Consider the following 21,439-nt stretch of genomic DNA (forward strand, 5'->3'; position numbering starts at 1 on the left):
CGTCGGGTCAGCGGCGGGGCGTGTCGCGCCGGGCGGACGCGGGGAGGGCCGCTCACAGACCGGTGACGGAGAGCCAGTCGGCGTAGAACAGCCCCAGGCCGAAGGCCACGGCCATGCCGGTGACGAGCCAGAACCGCACGATCACCGTGTTCTCCGCCCACCCGGCCAGCTCGAAGTGGTGGTGCAGGGGCGCCATGCGGAACACCCGGCGCCGGGTGGCCCGGAAGAACGCCACCTGGATGACCACCGACAGCGTGACGGCGACGAACAGGCCGCCGAGGACGACGAGCAGCAGCTCGGTGCGGGTGACGATCGCGATGCCGGCCATGAGGCCACCGAGGGCCAGCGAGCCGGTGTCGCCCATGAAGATCCGCGCCGGGCTGGTGTTCCACCACAGGAAGCCCAGGCAGGCGCCCATGGCCGCGGCGGCGACCAGGGTGACGTCGAGCGGGTCGCGCACCTGGTAGCAGCCGTCGACCGCGGCGGCGACGCAGTCGTGGGTGAACTGCCAGAAGCTCATGACGACGTAGGCGCCGAACACCATCGCCGAGCAGCCCGCCGCCAGCCCGTCGAGGCCGTCGGTGAGGTTGACGGCGTTGGAGAACCCGGCGATGAACAGGTAGGCCAGGACCACGAAGCCGATCGCCCCGAGGCCCAGCGGCGCGATGTCGCGGACGTAGGAGACGAAGTCCGACGCCGGCGTGATCCCGCCCTCGTCGGGGAAGTTCAGCCCCAGGACGGCGAAGGTCAGCCCGACGACCAGCTGGCCGACCAGCTTCGCCGTCTTGTTGAGGCCCAGGCTGCGCCGGTGGCGGATCTTGAGGTAGTCGTCGAGGAAGCCGACGGTGCCCAGCCCCACCATGAGGAACAGCAGCAGCAGGCCGGTGGCGGTGACCCCGCGGCCGGGCTGGCCGATGAGGAACAGGTGGGCGATCAGGTAGCCGCCGACGGTCGCCCCGACGATGACGGTGCCGCCCATGGTGGGCGTGCCCTTCTTCGACAGGTGCGACTCGGGGCCGTCGTCGCGGATCTCCTGGCCGAAGCCGCGGCGCCGGAAGGCGCGCACGGCCAGCGGCGTGCACAGGATCGAGATGATCAGCCCGAGGGACGCGGCGACGAGGACGGACTTCACGCGCCTGCCCCGGCGGTGAGCAGGTCGGCGGCGAGCAGCTCCAGCCCGTGGGACCGGCTGGCCTTCACCAGCACGACGTCACCGGGCACCAGCACCTCCGACAGCAGTTCGCGGGCGGCCGCCCGGTCGGGCACGGACACGGCGCCGGTCGCGCCCTGCCCGTCGCGGGCACCGGCGGCGCGGGCACCCGTCACCATCCCCGCCGCGTCGGGTCCGACGGCCACGAGCAGGTCCACCCCGGCGGCGACGGCGTCGCGGCCGAGCCGCTCGTGCTCGCCGGTGGCGCCGGGACCGAGCTCGGCCATGCCGCCCAGGACGGCGACCCGGTGGGCGGCGGGCATCCCCGCGAGGGCGGCGAGGGCGGCGCGCATCGACTCGGGGTTGGCGTTGTAGGCGTCGTTGACCACCGTGACGCCGTCGGGGCGGCGGGTGACCTCCATGCGCCAGCGGCTGCGCGGCTCGGCCGCCGAGAGCGCGGCCGCGACGGCGTCGGGGCCCACGCCGGCGGCGATCGCCGCGGCGGCGGCGGACAGGGCGTTGGCCACCTGGTGCTCCCCCACCACCCGCAGCGCCACCGGGTGCCGCTCGCCGCCGGCGACGAGGGTGAACCGGGCGCGCGCGGCGTCGTCGAGCGTCACGTCGTCGGCCCGGACGTCGGCGCCGGGCGAGCGGCCGGTGGTGACCACCCGGGCGCGGGTGCGCGGCGCCATGGCGGCCACCCGCGGGTCGTCGGCGTTGAGGACGGCGGTGCCCGACTCCGGCAGCGCCTCGACCAGCTCGCCCTTGGCCTGCGCGATGACGTCGGCCGAGCCGAACTCGCCGAGGTGCGCCGAGCCGACGTTGAGCACCACGCCGACGTCGGGCCGGGCCACCGCGCACAGCCGGGCGATGTGGCCCAGGCCCCGGGCGCCCATCTCCAGCACCAGGTACCGGGTGTCCGCGTCGGCCGACAGCACGGTGAGCGGCAGGCCGATGTCGTTGTTGTAGGAGCCGGGCGGGCTGACCGTGGGCCCGGCGGCGGTCAGCACCTGGCCGAGCAGGTCCTTGGTCGAGGTCTTGCCCGAGGAGCCGGTGATGCCCACCGTCAGGAGCCCGGCGGCGGCCAGCCGCCCGTGCACGAGCCCGGCGAGCCGGCCGAGGGCGACGACGGTGTCCTCGACCACCAGTGCCGGCAGCGGGCCACCGGGACGGGTGGTCAGGGCGGCGACCGCCCCGGCCGCCGCCGCGTCGTCGAGGTGGTCGTGCCCGTCGACGCGCTCGCCGGCGACGGCGACGAACAGGTCGCCGGCGGCGGCGGTGCGCGAGTCGAGCGTCACGCCGGTCACGGTGACCTCGGCGCCGTCGGGGACCGCGGCGCCGACGGCCCGGGCGACCTCGGCGAGGGAGAGGGCGATCACCGGCGGGCCGCCCCGGCGCGCGCCGGCCCGGCGACGACCCCGCTGATGACCTCGCGCAGTACGGCGCGGTCGTCGAACGGCGTCACGGTGCCGGCGACCTCCTGACCGGTCTCGTGTCCCTTGCCCGCGACCAGGACCGTGTCGCCGGGCCGGGCCAGCGCCACCGCGCGGGCGATCGCCGCCCGGCGGTCGCCGACCTCCTCGACGCTGCCGCGCCGGTCGGCCGGCACCCCGGAGAGCATCGCGGCGCGGATGGCCGCCGGGTCCTCCGAGCGCGGGTTGTCGTCGGTGACGACGAGCAGGTCGCTGCCGGCCGCCGCGGCGGCCCCCATCGCCGGTCGCTTGCCGGGGTCACGGTCACCGCCACAGCCGAGCACGGTGATCAGCCTGCCCCGGGTGGCGCCGCGCAGCGCGGCGAGGGCGGTGGCGACGGCGTCGGGGGTGTGTGCGTAGTCGACGACGGCGGTGAACGGCTGGCCGGCGTCGACCGGCTCCATGCGGCCCGGGACGACGGTGGCGGCGATGCCCTCGAGCGCGGCGTCGACCGGCACGCCCACCGCGTCGAGCAGCGCGGCGGCGAGGACGGCGTTGGTGACGTTGAAGCGCCCGGGCAGCCGCACCCGCGCCGGCCAGGTGCCGCCGGGACCGGTCAGGGTGAAGGCCGAGCCGCCGTCGGGGGTCTGGGTGACGTCGGTCGCCGTCCAGTCCGCCGGGGCGCCCTCCGCCGACGCGGTGACCGCGTGCCCGCCGCGCATCCCGGCGAGGCGCCGGCCGTGCTCGTCGTCGACGACGACGACCTCGCGGGCGGCGCGGCCGTCGAAGAGCAGCGCCTTGGCCCGGAAGTAGTCCTCGAGGGTGCCGTGGAAGTCGAGGTGGTCCTGGCTGAGGTTGGTGAAGCCGGCCGCGGCGAAGGGCACCCCGCCGACCCGCCCCTGCACCAGCGCGTGGCTGGAGACCTCCATGACCACGCCGTCGACGCCGGACTCGGCCATCGTCGCCAGCAGCGCGTGCAGGACCGGCGCCTCCGGGGTGGTCCGCACGCTGGGGAAGGCGGTCTCGGTCCCCCGCGCGCGGGTGCGGGTCTGCACGGTGCCGATCAGGCCGGTGGCGCGCCCGGCGGCGGCGAGGCCGGCCTCGACCAGGTAGGCCGTCGTCGTCTTGCCGTTGGTGCCGGTGATCCCGATGACCGGCAGCCGGGCGGCGGGCTCGCCGTAGACGCGGGCGGCGACGGCGCCGAGGACGCCGCGGGGGTCGCCGGTCACGCAGACCGGCAGCCCGGTGGCCGCCGCCTGCTCGCGCCCGGCCGGGTCGGTGAGGACGGCGACGGCGCCGCGGGCGGCGGCGTCGGCGGCGAAGCGGGCGCCGTGGGTGCGGGCGCCGGGCAGCGCCGCGTAGAGGTCACCGGGGCGCACCTCGGTGGAGGCGAGGGTGACGCCGCGGACGGCGGTGGCGGGGTCGCCCTGCACGGGGGCGCCGACGAGGTCGGCCAGCGCGCGGAGGGCGAGCGGGTGGTTCCCCGCTGGCCGGGGCACCGACCCGGGTCCGGTCGGGCTCACGTCGGGCCAATCTACCGGCGGGCCGGTCGCGTTCCGCGCACCCGCGCTGGCGCGGCGTCCGCCCCGGCCCGCTGCGGGGGTCCGCGGCGGCCCACCGCAGGGGCGGGGAGGTCCTTCGTTCAGTTCCCCGCCGGTGGGGTGCGGCCGGCCGCGGCGAGCTGCTCGCCGGTCAGCGCGAAGTCCGGCCGCTCGGTGCCGGAGGGCACCACCGCCTCGTGGGTGAGCACGTAGCGCATGACGTCGGCGAACACCGGCGCGGCGACCTGGCCGCCCTCGGCGGAGCTCGTGGGCCGCTCGAGGTCGACGGCGACCACGTACTGCGGGTCGTCGGCCGGGGCGAACCCGACGAAGGTCGTGACGTAGCCACCGCCGTCGTAGCAGCCGCACTCGGGGTTGGCCCGCTGCGCCGTGCCGGTCTTGCCGGCCACCCGGTAGCCGTCGACCTGCCCCAGCGGCGCGGTGCCGCCCGGGCCGACGACGGCCTCGAGCATGTAGGCGAGGTCGTCGGCGGTGTCCTCGCTGATCACGCGGCTGGCCTCGGGGGCGTCGGGGGTCGACGTCGTCCCGTCGGGGGCGGTGACCGACTCGACCAGCCGCGGCGGGATGCGGACCCCGCCGTTGGCGATGGCCTGGTAGACCGAGGCCATCTGCAGCGTCGTCACCGACACGCCCTGGCCGATGGGCACGTTGGCCGCGCGGCTCTCGGTCCAGTCCGCGGAGCCCTCGAGGATGCCGGCGCTCTCGCCGGGCAGCTCGATGCCGGTCTGCTCCCCCACGCCGAAGGCCCGCAGGTACCGCTCGAGCGTCTCGTCGCCGACCTCGCGGGCCAGCATGATCGTGCCGACGTTGCTGGACTTGGCGAGGATGCCGGTCACCGTCCAGTCGACCGGCGCGTGGTCGTGCGCGTCGGTGACGACGACGTCGCCGGCCTGGATGTGGCCGTTCACGTTCAGCACCGTGTCGGGGGTGGCCTTGCCCTCCTGGACGGCGGCGGCCATGGTGACCGCCTTCATCACCGACCCGGGCTCGAAGACGTCGGAGACCACCGGGTTGCCCAGCAGTTCCGGGTCGGTGCTGCCGGCCTGGGCGGGGTCGTAGCCCGGGCAGGAGCCCATGGCGACCACCTCGCCGGTGTGCACGTCGAGCACGACCGCCGAGGCGCGGGTGGTGGCGCCGTCGGCGCAGGCCTGCGCCAGCCGCTGCTCCATCGTGAACTGGACGTCCTGGTCGACGGTGAGCTCGACGGTGCTGCCGTCGGTGGCCGGGGTGGACTCGTCGATGCCCGAGGGGATCGGGTGCCCGCCGCTGCCGACCTCGACCCGCCGCTGCCCGTCGGTGCCGGCCAGGGTGTCCTGGAAGCGCAGCTCGACGCCGCCGAGGCCCTCGCCGTCGCGGCCCACGAAGCCGACGACCTGCCCGGCGACGGTGCCGGCCGGGTACAGCCGCACCGGGTCGTCCTCGAAGGAGACGCCGGCCAGGCCGAGCTCGTCGATGGCGTCGGTGGTCTCCGGCGGCACCTGCCGGGCGAGGACGACGTAGCGGCCGGCCTCGCTCAGCTGGTCGGTGAGCTCGTCGACCGGCACGTCGAGCAGGGCGGTCAACGCCAGGGCGGTGCGCTCGGGGTCGTCGACGACGGTGGGGTCGGCGACCACCCGGGAGGCCTCGACGGTGTAGGCGAGGGGGTTGCCGTCGTGGTCGACGATCGCCCCGCGCAGGGCCGCGATCGGGTAGCTCGCCAGCCGGTCCTGCTCGGCGGCGTAGGCGTAGTCGGCGCCGTCGACGCCCTGCAGCAGCACGAGCTTGCCGGTGATCACCAGCAGCGGGACGACGACGAGCACCAGGCCCCACCACAGTCGGCGCGGACCCGAGGTCAGCGGCCGCCCGCCCCGCCGGCTGCCCGGGGCGCGACGCGGCGCGAAGGCCCCGGAGCGGGGCGGGCCGCCGTAGGGGCCGCCGCCGCGGGAGGCACCGCCGCGGGGATCACCGCCGCGGGGGTCACCGCCGCGGGGATCACCGCCGCGCGGGGCGGCGGCGCGGGGCGCGGCCGGGCGCAGCGGCGCACCGGGCCGCAGCGGAGCGCCCGGGCGGGCACCGCGCCCGACGGCGCGCGGAGCGGTGCGGCGGCCGGGTTCGGGGCCGCGGGGAGGCAGCGTCATCGGGACACCTCCGCTCAGCCCCCGGTCCCCGGGGCGGGCGGTCCCGGCGCCGGCGCGGGCTCCGGGGTGCCGCGCAGCGTCGCGCTGCCGTCGGGGGCGACGACGAGGTGACCCACCGTGCCCGCGGGCACCAGGCCGGCGGCGACGGCGGCCGCGGCGAGCCGGACGGGGGTGCTGCCGTCGACCACCTGCTGCTCGAGCCGCTGCACGTCCTCGGCCTTCTCCGCGTTGGCGGAGCGCAGGTCGCTGGCCTTGAGGGAGTTCACCGCGATCGTGGTGTTGAGCACGAGCAGGCTCAGCGTCGTGACCACGAGCAGCGCGACGACCAGCAGCACGAACGGCGCCCGGCGCCGGCCGTCCGCCGTCCGCCGTGCCCGCCCGGCGTCCCCGCCGGTGATCAGCCGCAGCGCGGGGGCGGACCCGACGCGCGGCGCGGGCCCGGTCGTGCGGGTGCGGACCGGCCGGGACGGGACCGCGCGCAGGGGGCGTGCGGGCAGCGCCCGCACGGGCCGGGACGGGACGGCGTGGACGGTGCGCTCCGCCGCGGGGGCGGCGTCGCGTGCGGCGCCGGGCGCGGTGTCGCGCGGCGCGCGGGCGGCGGCGCTCACGCGGCCCGCCGGGTGCGCTCGGCCGCCCGGACCCGCGCCGAGGCGGCGCGCGGGTTGGCGGCCACCTCGGCCTCCGACGGCGCCTCGCCGCCGCGGGTGAGCAGCCGCAGGACCGGCCCGTACTCGGGCAGCCGGACGGGCAGCTCCGGCGGCGTGCGGTCGGTGGCGCCGGCGGCGAGGGTCTGCTTCACGATCCGGTCCTCGAGGGAGTGGAAGGTGATGACGGCGATGCGGCCGCCGACGGCGAGCGCGTCCAGCGCCGCCGGCAGCGCCCGCTGCAGGGCGCCGAGCTCGTCGTTGACCTCGATGCGCAGCGCCTGGAACGTCCGCTTGGCGGGGTGGCCGCCGGTGCGGCGGGTGGCCGCGGGGATCGAGTCGCGCACCAGGTGGGCCAGCCGCTCCGTGTGCGTGAACGGCGCCCGGGCCCGCTCCCGGACGATGGCGGCCGCGATCCGGGAGGCGAAGCGCTCCTCGCCGTACACGCGCAGCACCCGGGCGAGGTCGGCGGCCGGGTAGGTGTTGACGACGTCGGCGGCGCTGCGGGGCGCGCCGGGGTCCATCCGCATGTCCAGGGGCCCGTCGCCGGCGTAGCTGAAGCCGCGCTCGGGGCGGTCCAGCTGCAGCGAGGAGACACCGAGGTCGAACAGCACCGCCGACACCTCGGCCAGGCCCAGGCGGTCGAGCACGCCGGACAGCTCGTCGAACACGGCCGGCACGAGGGTGGCGCGGTCGGCGTGGCCGGCGGCGGCGATGCGGGCGGCGGCCTCGGCGCGGGCCTCGGGGTCGCGGTCCAGGCCCACCAGGCGCAGGCCGGGGTGGGCGTCGAGGAGGGCCAGTGCGTGGCCGGCCAGGCCCAGGGTGGCGTCGAGGAGCACGGCGCCGTCGGCGGCGCAGGCCGGGCCGAGCAGCTCGGTGACCCGGGAGAGGAGGACGGGCACGTGCACGGGCCCCGACCGCGCCGAGTCCTGCGCCGAACCCGACCGCGCCGAGCCCTGCGCCGAACCCGACCGCGCCGAGTCCTGCGCCGGCGGCCGCAGGGCCTCGGGGCTGTCCATCGTCGCTCTCCTCGGGATCGGGCTCCCCGCGCGGGGAGGGCGTCCCCATGGTGGCGCGGGCAGCGGGTCGGCAGGGGGAGCTCGGCGGGCGTGCCGCGCGACGGGTGGGGCGCGGTGGACGGGCGCGTCGGGAGGGGAGCCGTCACCGGCGGGGCGCAGCCGGGACCGGGATGGGGTGGGACCCCCACCCCCCGCGGCTCCGCCTGGCGCCGGGGAAGTGCGTCAGGAGGACCGCGAGGGGCGGGGGTGCCCGGTGCCGGTGGCCGGTCCGACCGGCGGCGCGGGTGCGCCGCCTCGCGCCAGGACCGAGCCGCGGGGAAGGCGGTTCGGGCCGCACCCGGTCGAGCCGCGGGGAAGACGGCTCGCAGTCGGGGTGCGCGGCGGTCGGGGCGACCGGCGGGACGGGATCAGGACAGCGTGGGCATCCCCTCGCTCTCCATGGCGGCGAAGGCCGCCTCCTGCTCCTCCACGTAGGTGTCCCACGTGGCCTGGTCCCAGATCTCGAAACGCGTGTCGACGCCGACCACGACCACGTCCCGGTCGAGGTGGGCGTACTGCCGAAGGTTCGCCGGGATGGTGATGCGGCCGGTCTTGTCCGGCTCGACCTCGACCATCGAGCCGAAGCTCATGCGCGCCCGCATGCGGGCCTCGGCGGTGTCGGCGGGAGCCATCGACGCGGCGGCGCGGCTCTGCTCGGCGACCCGGCCCATGGTGAGGCCGTAGATGCAGCGCTCCTGGCCCTTCTTGATCACCATGCCGTCGGCCACCTGCTCGCGGAAGCGGACCGGGAGCGCGACCCGGCCCTTCTCGTCGAGACGCAGCGTGTAGCTCCCGACGAACACCGGATCACCTCCCGCATCGGTCCTCCTGTGTCCGTCCGCGGACCCGGGACGGGCCCTGGCTCCCCACCGCGCCACACCCTAACCCACTACGCCCCACCGAACACCACTCGACACCATGTCGTGACCGACGGCTCCCACCGCCTGCCGTGCAGGTCAGGGGCGGGGCGGCGCACCCGGGGAACGGGGTGGGGCCGGGTGGGGCGGCCGGTGGGGTCGGGGAGGCCGCCGGCGCCGTGAGGTAGGCCCGCGGTGGGGTCGGGAGCGGGTCCGCGGAGCCCTCCCGAGGGGCCGCGTGCCACGTACCGTGGGCCGGGTGACCGACACCATGCGTGCGGCGGCGGACGGGAGGGCCGGACCCCCGGTCGACGTCGCCACGGAGGGCGCGCGCATCGCGGCCAACGTCTCCCGCGTCGTCCAGGGCAAGCCCGGCGTCGTGCACCTGGCGCTGGTCGTGCTGCTGGCCGAGGGCCACCTGCTCGTCGAGGACGTCCCCGGGGTGGGCAAGACGACGCTGGCCAAGGCCCTCGCCGCGTCGATCGACGCCAGCGTGCGCCGCATCCAGTTCACCCCCGACCTGCTCCCCAGCGACGTGACCGGCGTGTCGGTCTACGACCAGGAGAGCCGCGCCTTCGAGTTCAAGCCGGGCGCGGTCTTCGCCAACGTCGTCGTCGCCGACGAGATCAACCGCGCCTCGCCCAAGACGCAGTCGGCGTTGCTGGAGTGCATGGAGGAGCGGCAGGTCACCGTCGACGGCGTCAGCTACGAGCTCGCCCGGCCCTTCCTCGTCGTCGCCACGCAGAACCCGGTGGAGATGGAGGGCACCTATCCCCTCCCCGAGGCCCAGCGCGACCGCTTCACCGCCCGGGTCTCGATGGGCTACCCCGACCGGGAGGCCGAGGTCGCCATGCTCGACGACCGCGGCACCACCGACCCGCTGGCCACGCTGGGCCCGGTCGCCGACGCCGCCGCGGTGCGCGCGATGGTCGAGGCGGTGCAGGGGCTGCACGTCTCCGACGCCGTCCGCCGCTACGTCGTCGCCCTGGTGGAGGCCAGCCGCCGCTCCCCCGAGCTGCGCCTGGGCGCCTCGCCGCGGGCGGGTCTGCAGCTGCTGCGCACCGCCCGCGCCGCCGCCGCGCTGGCCGGCCGCGACCACGTCCTGCCCGACGACGTCCAGGCGATGGCCACGCCGGTGCTCGCCCACCGCCTGCTGCTGACCGCCGACGCGGCCGCCGCCCGGCGCACGCCCGAGCAGGTGGTGGCCGGGCTGCTGTCCTCCGTCCCCGTCCTGCGGGGGCGCTGAGCCCCGTGACCGGCCCGCTGCGGACCGCGCTGACGTCGCTCACCCTGCGCGGCCGCTGCCTGGTGGCCGCCGGGGCCACGCTCCTGGGGCTCGGCGCGCTGCTCGGTGAGCAGCCGCTGGTCCAGCTCGCCGTCTTCGTGCTGGCCCTGCCGCTGCTGTCGGCGCTGGCCGTGGCCCGGCAGCGCGCCCGTGTCGCCGCCCGCCGCACCGTGGCACCGGCGCGGGTGCCGCGCGGGGAGGACGCGGAGGTGCTGCTCGAGGTCACCAATCCCGAGCGGCGCGCCGGCCGGCTGTGGCTGCTGACCGAGGCGCTGCCCGCCGAGCTCGGCCGCTCCCCCCGCTTCGTCGTCGCGCGGCTGGCCGGCGGCGGCACCGCTGCGCTGCGCTACCGCGTGCACGGCAGGCGCCGCGGCCGCTTCCGGCTCGGTCCGCTGCGGCTGCGGCTGGTCGACCCCTTCGGGCTGGTGCAGCGCACCAGCAGCGGCACCGACGACGCCCCCCTGCTCGTGGTGCCCCGGGTGCGGCCGCTGGGTCCGGGCGGCCCGGGCGGCGGGCACGGCGGGGGCGGCGACGGCGCCCGCCGCTCCCTCGCGGTGCACGGGGAGGACGACGTCAGCACCCGCGCGTACCGGCACGGCGACGACCTGCGCAAGGTGCACTGGCGGGCCACCGCCCGGACCGGCGAGCTCATGGTGCGGATGGAGGAGCGGCCGTGGCGCGCCCAGGCGGCGCTGCTGCTGGACACCCGCGCCCGCGCCCACCTGCTCAGCCGGGCCGCCGTGCCCGGCGCGGCCGCCGGGACCGCCGTCCCGGGGCCGCCCGGCGACCCGGCGCCGCCGCCGGACAGCCTCGAGTGGCTGGTGGAGGCCGCGGCGAGCATCGGCACGCACCTGGCCCGCCGCGGCGCGGAGCTGCGGGTGGTCACCGACGCCGGGGAGCTGGACCCGACCGACGGGCACGGCGGCCACGGCCGCGGCGGCCTGGGTCCCGGCGAGCTGCTCGACCGGCTGGCCGGGCTGGCGCCCTCCCGCGGCACGCGCCTGGGCCCGGCGGTGGAGCTGCTCGGCCGGGTGGCCGGTGACGGCCCGGTGGTGGCGCTGCTCGGTGCCGTCGGCCCCGAGGACCTCGCCGAGCTGGTCGCGACCCGCTCGGGCCCGGCCTCCGACGTCGCCGTCCTGCTCGACGTGGGCAGCTGGGCCGAGGCCGGCCGCGGCCGGCGGGCGCTGTCGGCGTCCGCGCGCGGGACGCTCTCCGGCCAGCTGGAGCGGTCGGCGTCGCTGCTGCGCGGCGCCGGCTGGCAGGTCGTCGTCGCCTCCGCCGACCGCACGGTGGAGGCCGTGTGGACCGAGCTGGCGCACACCCGCGGGTCGGGGACGCGCAGCGCGCAGGGGGTGCCGGCGTGACGACGCTCGCTCCGCCGCCGGTCCGCACCGGCGCGCCCGCACCGGCCGCCGTCGCGCCGGCCGTCGCGCCGCCGCCCGGCCCGCGACCGCCGGACACGCTGCGCCGCGAGGGCGGCACCGCGCTGGCCGCCGCGGTGGCGACCGCCCTGGGCGCCTGCTCGCTGCTGCCGGTCTTCGTCCGCCCCGCCTGGGTGCTGCCAGCGCTGTCGGCCGTCGCCGTCGTCGCCGCCGGGGGGCTCGTGCTGCGCGCGGCGGGGACGGCGCTGTGGGACTGGGCCTCCGGGGGCCGCGCGGTGCCGTCCCGGGTCGCCGCCGCCGCGGTCCCCCTCGTCCCGCTCGGCCAGCTGGCGCTGCTGACCTGCCTGATGACCGCGCAGTTCGCCCCCGGCCGGGCCCTCGGCGGCTGGCTGCCCACGCCCGCCTCCCTCGACGCCCTCGGCACGGTGCTGCTCGACGGCTCCGCCGAGATCCGCGAGCAGTCGACGCCGGCCCTGCCGCTCACCGGGCTGCTCGCGCTCACCGTGCTGCTCGTGGGCCTGGTCGCGGTGACCGTCGACCTGGTCGCCGTCGGCGGCCGGCAGCCGGCGCTGGCCGGGCTGGGCCTGCTGGTCCTGTTCTGCGTGCCGGTCAGCACGGTGACCGGCAGCGTGGGGCTGCCCGCGCTGGCCGCCCCGGCGGCCGGGCTGGCGCTGCTGCTGTGGACCGACCAGTCCCGGCGGCTGGCCGCCCGCTCCGGGGGGACCGGGACGCGCCGCGGCGCGGGGACGCTCGCCGCCACCGGCACCGCCGCGCTGGCGCTCGTGGCCGCGGTCGTGCTCGGCAGCCTCGTCCCGACGCTGCCCGAGGGCCGGCTGGCCGCCGGCTTCGGCCCGGGTGGGGGCGGCGGGTCCACCGGCACCGCGCTCGACCCGGCCGCGGCGCTGCAGGGCCAGCTGACGCTGCCCGAGCCGATCGACCTGCTGCGCGTGGACAGCTCGGTCCTGGAGCCGGGCTACCTGCGGGTGGTGACGCTCGACGTCTACGACGCCGAGGACGGCTGGACGGTCGGCAACCTCGACGGCGAGGCGTCGGTGGCCCAGCGCGAGGACCTCGCACCGCTGCCGGGCCACCGCGAGGGACGGGTGGTGGAGGCGACGATCACCGCCGTCGGCCACGACGACCGGTTCCTGCCGGTGCTCGCCTCCCCCCTGTCGGTGGCCATCGACGACCCCGGGGCGTGGCGGTTCGACCCGGCCACCGGCACGGTCTTCGGCCGCGACGTCACCACCGCCGGCCGCAGCTACCGCGTCACCGCCGTCGAGCCACAGCCCACCGAGGAGGAGCTGCGCGCGTCGGCACCGCTGCCGGCGGGCGACCCGGTGCTCGAGCGCGACACCGCCCTGCCGGTCCTGGACCCGAGCGTCACCGACCTGGTGGCCACGCTCACCGCCGGGGCGGCCACGCCGTACGACGCGGTGCGCGCCATCCACGACTCGTTCTCCCGGGAGAACGGCTTCGTCTACAGCCTCTCCACCGCGCCGGGCACCGGCGGCGACGACCTCGCCGACTTCCTGCGCCTCAAGCAGGGCTACTGCGAGCAGTACGCCGGCGCGATGGCCGCGATGGTCCGCGCCGCCGGGATCCCCGCCCGGGTCGCCCTGGGCTACACGCCCGGCCGCGTGCAGCCCGGCGGCGGGCGGCTGGTGACCAGCGACGACGCGCACGCCTGGGTGGAGGTCTGGTTCGACGACCTGGGCTGGGTCCCGTTCGACCCGACACCGATCGACACCGAGCGGGCCGTCGAGCTGCCCTGGGCGCCGCGGCCGGCCGACCAGGAGGTCCTCGAGCGCCCGACCGACGTGCCGACCGCACCGACCCCGGCGCCGATCGTCCCCGTCCCGCAGGTCGACCGGGCGCCCGACGCCGCGCCGCAGGGCCGGGCCGCCGCCCGGGACACCTCGGCGGCCCGCCCGGTGCTGGTGGCCGCCGGCGTCCTGCTCGGGCTGGGCGCGCTGCTGGCCGCCCCCGCCGCCGCCCGCGCGCTGCAGCGGCGGCGCCGGCTGGCCGACGGGGACCCGGCCGCGCTGTGGGACGAGCTGGCCGCCACCGCCCGCGACCTCGGCCTGCCCTGGGACCCGGCGCACACCCCGCGGCAGCAGGCCGCGTCGCTGGGCCGCACGCTCGGGTCGCCCGGGGGCAGCGGCGCGCACCGGGCCGGTGGCCAGGGCGCCGGCGACGCGGTCGAGCGGCTGGCCCGCGCCGAGGAGGCGGCCAGCTACGGCCGCCCGGGCGCGGCCGGCGACCCGGCGCTTCCCGCGGCGCTGGGCACCGCCCGGCGGGGGCTGGCGGCGGCGGTGCCGCTGCGGGTCCGGCTGCGGGCCCTGCTGTGGCCGGCCTCGCTGGGCGACGCCGTCTCCGCCGCGGTCACCTCCCGGCTCCCGCGCCGCCGCCGGCCCGCCTGACCCGGAGGAGGACCCCGTCGCCCGCGGCGGCGTCCGGCCGTCCCGGGGGCAGGGAGGAGACCGGTGCGTCCGGCGAGCGCACCCTCGCCGCCCGCGCGCGGCCGGCGGGGACCCCGGGAACGCCGACGGCCGCCGTCCCGGAGGGGACGGCGGCCGTCGGCGCTGGAGGTGGGGCTGCGGGTCCGAGGCGGGCTACTGGTCGTAGCGGCGGCGGAAGCGCTCCTCGAGGCGGTTCTTCAGCGGCTGACGACGGGGCCGGCCCCCGCGGCCGCGCGCCGTGCTCCCGCCGCGCTGGCCGGCCGGGCCGGTCTCGACGGCGCCGGTGGCGGAGCGGTAGTTGAGGACGCCGAGGGCGGCACCGCCGAACATCACCAGGAAGCCGAGCACCCCCAGCGGGACGGACGGGGCGACAGCGCCTCCGACGAGGACGGCCAGACCCACCAGCACCAGCAGCGCACCGAGTTGCAGCTTCCGCCGGGCCTTGAGCCTGCGGTCACCCGTGCGGACGGAGGAGGCGAACTTGGGATCGTCGTCGACGAGGGCGCGCTCGATCTGCTCCAGCAGTCGCTGCTCGTGCTCGGAGAGCGGCACCGAGACCTCCATGTGGGCGGAGCCGGACACCCCCGGGTGTCTACCCGGGGGTGACACCGAGGATACGAGCCGATTGCGGGGTGCGAAAGGCGAGTGCGTGGCGACCCGCCGGGAGACCGCTGCCGGGTCCTCACGATCACTCCCGGGGGTGGCCGTCGCGCACCCGCCGGTCGCCGTCGCGGCGCAGCAGCGTGGCCGGGCGGACGGCGCCGGCACCGAACCGGCGGGCCGCCCGGTCGGCGGCGATCTCGGCGTCGCGGCGGCCGTGCTGGCGGGCGCCGAGCTCGAGCTGGCGGGGCGCCGACCCGGCCGGCACCAGCCGCTCGGCCCGCACCCCGACCAGCCGGATCCGGGCGCGGTCCAGGCCGAGGGCGTCGAAGAGGGCGCGAGCGGTCTCGTACAGCTCCTGCCCGACGTCGGTGGGGACGCCGAGGGTGCGGCTGCGGGTGATCGTCGTGAAGTCGGCGAACCGGACCTTGACGCTCACCGTCCGGGCCAGCCAGCCGCCCGCGCGCAGCCGGCCCGCCGTCCGCTCGGCCAGCCGCAGCAGCTCCTGGTGGACGACGGCGGGGTCGTCGACGTCCGTGCCGAAGGTCTCCTCGTGGCCGGCCGACCGCTCCGGCTCGTCGGGGACCACCCGGCGCGGGTCGCGGCCCCACGCCAGCTCGTGCAGGTGGCTGCCCGCGGCCTGCCCCACCGCCCGCTGCAGGGTGCGCGCGGGCACGTGCGCGAGGTCGCCCACCGTCCGCAGCCCCAGCCGCAGCAGCACCTCCTCGGTCTTCGCGCCGACGCCCCACAGCGCGCCGACCGGCAGCGGGTGCAGGAAGTCGATGACCTCGGCCGGGCGGACGACGAGCAGCCCGTCGGGCTTGGCGCGGGTGGAGGCGAGCTTGGCCACGAACTTGGTGCCGGCCACGCCGACCGAGCAGGTGATGCCCTGCTCGTCGTAGACCCGGGCGCGCAGGTACTCGCCGATCTCCGCGGCGTCACCGAGCCGGCGGCCGGCCCCGGAGACGTCGAGGAACGCCTCGTCCAGGCTCAGCGGCTCCACCAGCGGGGTGATCGAGCGGAACAGCGCCATGACCGACCGGGAGACCTCGGCGTAGAGCGCCACGTCGCCGGGCAGCACGGTGGCGGTGGGGCACAGCCGCAGCGCCCGGGCGGTGGGCATGGCGGCGTGCACCCCGTACGCCCGCGCCTCGTAGGTCGCCGAGGTGACCACCCCGCGGTTGCCGGCCCCGCCCACGATCACCGGCGTGCCGGCCAGCTCGGGGTGCCGGCGCACCTCGACGCTGGCGAAGAAGGCGTCCATGTCGACGTGCAGCACGGTGCACCCCTCCGCCCGCCCCCGCGACGGCGCCACGGACACCCCTCCCCTCGAACACCTGTTCGCACCGACGCGAGGAGGGTAGCGGCCCGTCCGGGCGGGGTGCGCCCTCGTCCGGAGTGTCGTCGCGTGTCGGGAAACGGCTGGTCGGGCCATGTGTGGCGAGGCGCGGAACGGGTTAGGTGGGACGCGACCGACCGCCGGCCGGCGGACGGTCCCGACCCGGATCCCGGAGGAGCCCGATGGCGCTCGACGACGACGACATGACCAGCACGGAGGGCCCGGCCGACAGCGGTGCCGGCGAGGGCACGCCAGGCCAGCACGACGGCGGTGCCGACGGCGGTGCCGACGGCGGCGCGGGCCACGACGGCGGCGCGGACGGTGGCGCCGACGGCGGCGCCGGTCACGGCCCGGCCGACGGTGGTGCGGACGGTGGCGCCGACGGCGGTGCCGACGGCGGTGCGGACGGCGGCGCGGACGGCGGCGCGGACGGCGGCGCCGGTCACGGCCCGGCCGACGGCGGTGCGGCCGGTGGCGGTTCGGACGGCGGCGCCGACGGCGGTGCCGACGGTGGCGCGGACGGTTCGGCCTGAGCCAGGACCCGACAGGCACGGGGCCGGGCGGAGGCGACCTCCGCCCGGCCCTGCGCCGGTGCACGCACCTCGACCCGGAGGTCTTCGCCGAGCGGCACTGGTCCCGCCGCCCCCTGCTCGCCCGCGCCGAGGACACCGGTGAGTCCTTCGCCGACCTGCTGACCCTGGCCGACGTCGACGAGCTGCTGTCCCGTCGCGGCCTGCGCACCCCGTTCCTCCGCATCGCCAAGGACGGCGCCGTCGTCGACCCGAAGCGGTTCACCACCTCCGGGGGCGCCGGTGCCGAGGTCGCCGACCAGGTCTCCTCCGACGCCGTGCTGCGGCTGTTCGCCGACGGCAGCACCGTCGTCCTGCAGGGCCTGCACCGGCTCTGGCCGCCGCTGATCGAGTTCGCCGACTCCCTCGCCGCCGACCTGGGGCACCCGACGCAGGTCAACGCCTACGTCACCCCGCCGTCCTCGCGCGGGTTCAGCCCGCACTACGACGTCCACGACGTGTTCGTGCTGCAGGTGGCCGGCGAGAAGCACTGGCGCATCCACGAGCCGGTGCTGCCCGACCCGCTGCGCACCCAGCCGTGGAACGACCGCGCGGCCGACGTCGCCGCCGCCGCGGAACGCGAGCCGGTGATCGACGCCGTCCTGCGCCCCGGCGACGCCCTCTACCTGCCCCGCGGCTACCTGCACTCGGCGGTGGCGCTCGGGCAGACCAGCGCGCACCTGACCATCGGGGTGCACCCGGTCACCCGCTGGGCGGCCGCGGAGTCGGCGCTGGATCTGGTGCGGGCGCTGGCCGCCGACGACCGCGAGCTGCGCCGCTCGCTGCCGGTGGGCCTGGACCTCGCCGACCCGGCGACCGTGCGCGAGGACGTCACCACGGTCCTCGCCGCGCTGCGGGACTGGCTGGACCGGATCGACCCCGACGAGGTGGCCGACCGGCTGCGGGCGCGCACGTGGGACCAGGTGCGCCCCGAGCCGGTCGCGCCGCTGGCCCAGGCGACCGCGGCCGCGGCCCTCACGCCCGACACCGTGCTGCGGCTGCGCCGCCGGCTGCGCTGCAGCCTGCGCCCCGCCTCCGACGGCCGGGCCGGGGACGACCGGGTCGTCCTGCTCGGTGGGCGGCGCCGGCACCAGTTCCCCGCCGCCACCCGGCCCGCGCTGGCCGAACTGCTGGCCGCCGGGGAGCTCAAGGTCGCCGACCTGCCCGGGCTCGACGCCGACGACCGGCTCGTCCTCGCCCGGCGGCTGGTCACCGAGTCGATCGCGGTGGTGGCCGACGCCGCCCTCCCCGGCGGGGCCGACGCCGCCCGGACCGGCGGGGCCGTCGACGGCGTCCCCGCCACCGCCCCGGAGCCGGGCCCGCACGGTCCCGGTGCCCCCGCGCCGGACGCCGGCGGGGACGATGGGGAGCGTGCCGACGCCCTCGGGACCGGGTCGTGAGCCCGCAGCCCAGCTCCGGGTGAGCGCCCCGACGGCCGCCGCTCCCTCCCCCCGCGGCCGGATCGACCCGACCCGCTGCTCGGTGACCGCCGAGGCGCGGGGCGACTCCCCCGCGGGCACGGCCGGGCCGGCGCAGCGCTGGCTGCTCATCGAGCAGCCGGGGCCGTGGGGGCGCGACGCGCTGACCCAGTCCCGGTTCGACCGGGGGGTGGCCGCCGGCCTGACCGCCCGCGCCCGGGCCGAGGGCGTGCGGGTGCTGCTGGTCCGCCGCCCCGGCGACCGCCTGGCCGACTCCGGCCGCCGCTGGGCCTACGTCGACGCCCGGCCGGGCTCCGAGGGGCTGTGGTGGTCGGTGCGCGACGGCGACGCCGACCTGCTCGACGCCCCGTGGGACGGGTCGGTGGGCGAGCGGACGCAGCGCCCCACCTACCTGGTGTGCACGCACGGCCAGCACGACGCCTGCTGCGCGCTGCGCGGCCGGCCGCTGGCCCGCGCGCTGCCCGCCCCCGGCCCGGCCGACGTGTGGGAGTGCAGCCACCTCGGCGGCTGCCGGTTCGCGGGCAACGTGCTCGTGCTGCCGCACGGGTTCGCCTACGGGCAGGTGTCCGGCGACGGTGCCGACCTCGTCGCCGCCCACGCGCGCGGCCAGGTGGCGCTGCCGTGGCTGCGCGGCCGGTCGGGGCTGCCCATGCCGGCGCAGGCGGCGCAGGCGGCCGCGCGCGCGGAGCTCGGGCTGCTCGGGGTCGACGACCTGCCCCTGCGCTCCTCCCGCAAGCTGCCCGGGTCCGCCGCCGAGGAGGCCGCCGGTGTCGAGCGCTTCGAGGTGGTGCTGGCCGGCCCGGACGGCGACGTCGTCGTCCGCGTGGAGAGCCGGCCCTCCGAGGAGGCGGCGCAGCTGACCTGCCGGGCGCTGCACCCGGCGCACTCCCGGACCTGGACGGCCCTGTCGGTGTCGCCGGCCGGCTAGTGCAGGCCGGGCCCGCGGGCGAGCAGCAGGGGGATCGCCAGCTCGGCGTCGGTGAGCGAGCCGTGGTAGCCGACCAGCCGGCTGGGGCCGGGCTCGGTGGTGCCGGCGGTCATCGCCCACGGGCCGCGGGCCAGCGCGACGACGTCGCCGATGCGGGCGGCCAGCCCGCCGTCGACGGGGCCGAAGACGCCGCTGGCCACCGCCTCCTCGCGGCTGGTGACCCAGGCGCGGTCACCGAGGACGCCGCGCCAGGCGTCGAGGACGTCGCCGGCCGCGCCGGGGACGGCGTGCACGTAGCGGGCGCGGGGCTCGCCGGCCAGCAGGGCGACGCCGTCGAGGAGCACGGGCTCCTCGTCGAGGTCGACGCGGGTGTGCGGGGGGACGTCGAGCATGCCGTGGTCGGCGGTCACCAGCAGGGCGGCGTCGTCGGGCAGGCCGGCGACCACCTGCTCCACCAGCCGGTCGACCAGCGCGAGCTGCAGCCGCCAGCTCTGGGAGTCCAGCCCGCGGACGTGCCCGGTCAGGTCGAGCTCGGGCGTGTAGCCGTAGACCAGGCCGGCCGGCGCCGCGGCCAGGGACTGCAGGACCACCGCGGCCAGGTCGCCGGCGCCGACTGTGCCCGAGTAGCCGGCGCCGCGGTAGGCCGCCGTGCTCAGGCCCGAGCCGCGGTAGGCGTAGGGCGCGACGGCGGTGACCGGGACGCCGGCCGCGGCGAGCTGCTCGAAGACCGTCGGCCGGGCCTGCCACACCGCGGGGTCGGGGTCGTCGGCCCACTGCACGTGGTTGAGGGTGCGGTCCTCGCCGGGGACGGCGGTGACGAAACCCAGGACGCCGTGCCCGCCCGGGGGGACGCCGGTGCCCAGGGTGGTGAGGCTGACCGGGGTGGTGCTCGGGCAGGGGGCGGCCAGGTCGCCGGCGGGGGTGGCCAGGCCGGCGAGCACCGGGGCGAGCGCGGCGTGCGCGCGCAGCAGGTGCGCGCCGAGCCCGTCGACGAGCAGGACCGCGACCCGGCGGGCGCCGGCCAGGGCCGCGGTGAGACCGAGCGGGTCGGGCGGCAGGTCGCCGCGGTCGACGGGGACGCCGAGGGCCGCGGCCACGCCGGGCAGGACGTCGGCGAGGGTGGCCGCGCCGTAGGCGGGGCGGGTGAGGCCGGGTGGCAGCGGACGGACCCCGTCCTCCCCACCCTTCACGAGCTCAGGGCGGCCCCCGGGACGAGGCCGACTCGGACTCGACATCAGGGGCGGGTCGCCAGCACATGCAGGCCCGTGGCGACGTCGCGGTAGGGCGAGGTGCCGGCCAGCGCGAGCTCGAGGCGGCGGACGGCCTCGGGGTCGGCGCCGGAGGCGGCGTCGAGCAGGTCGGTGACGACGGCGACCCCGCGCCAGGGGCCCGGCTGCAGGCCGGCGTCGGTGACGAGGGCGAGCAGGTCGTCGGGGCCGAAGCGGCGGCGGGCCGGGCGGGTGCGGCCGGGGGCGGGGTCGCGGTCCTCGAGCAGCGCGAGGGCCTCCTTGGGGTGCCCGCCGAGGGCGCGGGCGAGGACGGCGCCGGCACGGTTGGCGGTGGCGATGCTCACCTGGCCGCCGGGGCGCAGCGCGCGGGTGATCTCGCGGAGGGTGGCCGAGGGGTCGTCGACGACCTCGAGCACCGAGTGGCAGAGGGCGAGGTCGTACCCGTCGTCCCCCGCGTGGTCGTCGAGGGGCAGCTCGTGCAGCAGGTCGCCGTCGCCCTGCAGGCCGCGGACGCGGTCGCCGACACCGGCGGTCTGTGCGCGCCGCCGGAGGGTGGCCAGGGCGTCGGCGCTGGGGTCGACCACGGTGACCTGGTGGCCGAGGCGGGCGAGCGGGACGGCGAAGACACCGCTGCCGCCGCCGACGTCGAGCACCCGCAGCGTGCCGCCGGCGCCGACGAGCGGGTCGAGCGCGGCCCACACCGCGGCGGTCCGGACGGGCAGCTGCTCGCCGGTGGACGGGGCGGGGGCGCTCACCCCGCCGACCCTACTGGCGGGTGGGCGGACCCACCGGGCGCACGCCGGGCCCTGCCGAGGGGCCGATCAGGCCGGGACGCGGTCGGCGGCCTCGCGCAGGTCCTCGACGACGATCTTGCGCATCCGCAGCATCGCCTGGGTGGCGCGCTGGGCCCGGCCGGGGTCGGGGTCGCCGACCAGGGTGAACAGCTCGACGGGGATCACCTGCCAGGAGACGCCGAAGCGGTCCTTGAGCCAGCCGCACTGGCTCTCCTCGCCGCCGTCGGTCAGCCGTGACCAGTAGTGGTCGACCTCGTCCTGGTCGGCGCACATGATCTGGAAGGAGATCGCCTCGGTGAAGGTGAACTCCGGGCCGCCGTTGAGGCCGACGTAGTCGTGCCCGTCGAGGGTGAAGCTCACGGTCATGGCGGTGCCCTCGGGCATCGGCATGTCGGGGCCGTAGCGGGTGACCTGGGTGATCGAGGAGTTCGGGAAGACCGACGTGTAGTGCTCCGCGGCCTCCTCGGCGCGGCCGTCGAACCACAGGCACGGGATCTGCTTCGGCATGGCTGGTGCTCCTCCTCCGGGGCCGGCGTGGTGCCGGCGTCGAGGAGTAGACCGCGCGGCGCGGCCGGAGTCATCGGCCTCCGGGACGCCGTCCGGCGGTCGCCC

General features: G+C 78.2%; 18 protein-coding genes. 6 read left to right on the forward strand and 12 right to left on the reverse strand.

Features of this window, described 5'->3' with window-relative positions:
* Window positions 1-52 precede the first annotated feature (52 nt).
* From mraY to mraZ, 7 genes are all read right to left on the reverse strand, one after another.
* A complete protein-coding gene (gene mraY / locus ACU616_RS25760; RefSeq protein ID WP_446761234.1) occupies window positions 53-1,132 on the reverse strand; it encodes a phospho-N-acetylmuramoyl-pentapeptide-transferase in 1,080 nt (359 codons plus the stop codon).
* Window positions 1,129-2,529: a UDP-N-acetylmuramoyl-tripeptide--D-alanyl-D-alanine ligase gene (locus ACU616_RS25765; RefSeq protein WP_446761235.1), complete on the reverse strand. Its 1,401-nt coding sequence runs from the start codon at window positions 2,527-2,529 to the stop codon at window positions 1,129-1,131. Before ACU616_RS25765 ends, mraY begins: the two co-directional genes overlap by 4 nt.
* Window positions 2,526-4,085 carry a UDP-N-acetylmuramoyl-L-alanyl-D-glutamate--2,6-diaminopimelate ligase gene (locus ACU616_RS25770; protein ID WP_446761236.1) on the reverse strand — a complete coding sequence of 520 codons (1,560 nt, stop codon included), beginning with the start codon at window positions 4,083-4,085 and terminating at the stop codon, window positions 2,526-2,528. Before ACU616_RS25770 ends, ACU616_RS25765 begins: the two co-directional genes overlap by 4 nt.
* A 119-nt stretch (window positions 4,086-4,204) precedes the next feature.
* Window positions 4,205-6,241 (reverse strand): peptidoglycan D,D-transpeptidase FtsI family protein, encoded by a 2,037-nt coding sequence (locus ACU616_RS25775; protein WP_446761237.1) that lies wholly within the window; start codon window positions 6,239-6,241, stop codon window positions 4,205-4,207.
* Window positions 6,242-6,255: 14 nt separating this feature from the next.
* Entirely contained in the window at window positions 6,256-6,849 is a 594-nt protein-coding gene (locus tag ACU616_RS25780; RefSeq protein WP_446761238.1) for a hypothetical protein, read from the reverse strand.
* Entirely contained in the window at window positions 6,846-7,904 is a 1,059-nt protein-coding gene (rsmH, locus tag ACU616_RS25785; RefSeq protein ID WP_446761239.1) for a 16S rRNA (cytosine(1402)-N(4))-methyltransferase RsmH, read from the reverse strand. The genes ACU616_RS25780 and rsmH overlap by 4 nt, the downstream gene beginning before the upstream one ends.
* Window positions 7,905-8,311: 407 nt before the next feature.
* On the reverse strand, window positions 8,312-8,746 hold the full coding sequence (gene mraZ / locus ACU616_RS25790; protein ID WP_446761240.1) for a division/cell wall cluster transcriptional repressor MraZ: 435 nt from the start codon (window positions 8,744-8,746) through the stop codon (window positions 8,312-8,314).
* 313 nt (window positions 8,747-9,059) lie between these two features.
* Between mraZ and ACU616_RS25795 the strand changes: the two genes are divergently transcribed.
* Genes ACU616_RS25795 through ACU616_RS25805 form a run of 3 tightly spaced genes read left to right on the forward strand, consistent with a single transcriptional unit; the run spans window position 9,060 to window position 13,890 of the window.
* Entirely contained in the window at window positions 9,060-10,046 is a 987-nt protein-coding gene (locus ACU616_RS25795; RefSeq protein ID WP_446761241.1) for an AAA family ATPase, read from the forward strand.
* A gap of 5 nt (window positions 10,047-10,051) precedes the next feature.
* Complete coding sequence (locus ACU616_RS25800) at window positions 10,052-11,449, forward strand: DUF58 domain-containing protein (RefSeq protein WP_446761242.1); 1,398 nt, start codon at window positions 10,052-10,054, stop codon at window positions 11,447-11,449.
* Entirely contained in the window at window positions 11,446-13,890 is a 2,445-nt protein-coding gene (locus ACU616_RS25805; protein ID WP_446761243.1) for a transglutaminaseTgpA domain-containing protein, read from the forward strand. Before ACU616_RS25800 ends, ACU616_RS25805 begins: the two co-directional genes overlap by 4 nt.
* 192 nt (window positions 13,891-14,082) lie before the next feature.
* On the opposite strand, the gene ACU616_RS25810 is transcribed toward ACU616_RS25805, so the two are convergent.
* Window positions 14,083-14,511, reverse strand: coding sequence for a DUF3040 domain-containing protein (locus ACU616_RS25810; RefSeq protein ID WP_446761244.1), 429 nt, complete (start codon window positions 14,509-14,511; stop codon window positions 14,083-14,085).
* 106 nt (window positions 14,512-14,617) lie between these two features.
* A complete protein-coding gene (dinB, locus tag ACU616_RS25815; protein WP_446761245.1) occupies window positions 14,618-15,808 on the reverse strand; it encodes a DNA polymerase IV in 1,191 nt (396 codons plus the stop codon).
* A 242-nt stretch (window positions 15,809-16,050) separates the two neighbouring features.
* Between dinB and ACU616_RS25820 the strand changes: the two genes are divergently transcribed.
* From ACU616_RS25820 to ACU616_RS25830, 3 genes are all read left to right on the forward strand, one after another.
* The gene (locus ACU616_RS25820; protein ID WP_446761246.1) at window positions 16,051-16,401 is read left to right on the forward strand and encodes a BatC protein; all 351 of its coding nucleotides are present in this window, start codon (window positions 16,051-16,053) and stop codon (window positions 16,399-16,401) included.
* Window positions 16,402-16,715: 314 nt separating this feature from the next.
* Window positions 16,716-17,837 carry a cupin domain-containing protein gene (locus ACU616_RS25825; RefSeq protein WP_446761247.1) on the forward strand — a complete coding sequence of 374 codons (1,122 nt, stop codon included), beginning with the start codon at window positions 16,716-16,718 and terminating at the stop codon, window positions 17,835-17,837.
* Between the two features lie 19 nt (window positions 17,838-17,856).
* Entirely contained in the window at window positions 17,857-18,804 is a 948-nt protein-coding gene (locus ACU616_RS25830; RefSeq protein WP_446761248.1) for a sucrase ferredoxin, read from the forward strand.
* Here ACU616_RS25830 and ACU616_RS25835 read toward each other — a convergent pair.
* The 3 genes from ACU616_RS25835 to ACU616_RS25845 all read right to left on the reverse strand — a co-directional run bounded on the left by ACU616_RS25835 (window position 18,801) and on the right by ACU616_RS25845 (window position 21,334).
* Window positions 18,801-19,994 carry an alkaline phosphatase family protein gene (locus ACU616_RS25835; protein ID WP_446761249.1) on the reverse strand — a complete coding sequence of 398 codons (1,194 nt, stop codon included), beginning with the start codon at window positions 19,992-19,994 and terminating at the stop codon, window positions 18,801-18,803. The genes ACU616_RS25830 and ACU616_RS25835 overlap by 4 nt on opposite strands.
* A 44-nt stretch (window positions 19,995-20,038) precedes the next feature.
* Entirely contained in the window at window positions 20,039-20,788 is a 750-nt protein-coding gene (locus ACU616_RS25840; protein ID WP_446761250.1) for a class I SAM-dependent methyltransferase, read from the reverse strand.
* Window positions 20,789-20,854: 66 nt separating this feature from the next.
* Window positions 20,855-21,334: a VOC family protein gene (locus ACU616_RS25845; protein ID WP_446761251.1), complete on the reverse strand. Its 480-nt coding sequence runs from the start codon at window positions 21,332-21,334 to the stop codon at window positions 20,855-20,857.
* Window positions 21,335-21,439: the final 105 nt, after the last annotated feature.

Source organism: Geodermatophilus sp. URMC 62 (assembly GCF_052931475.1).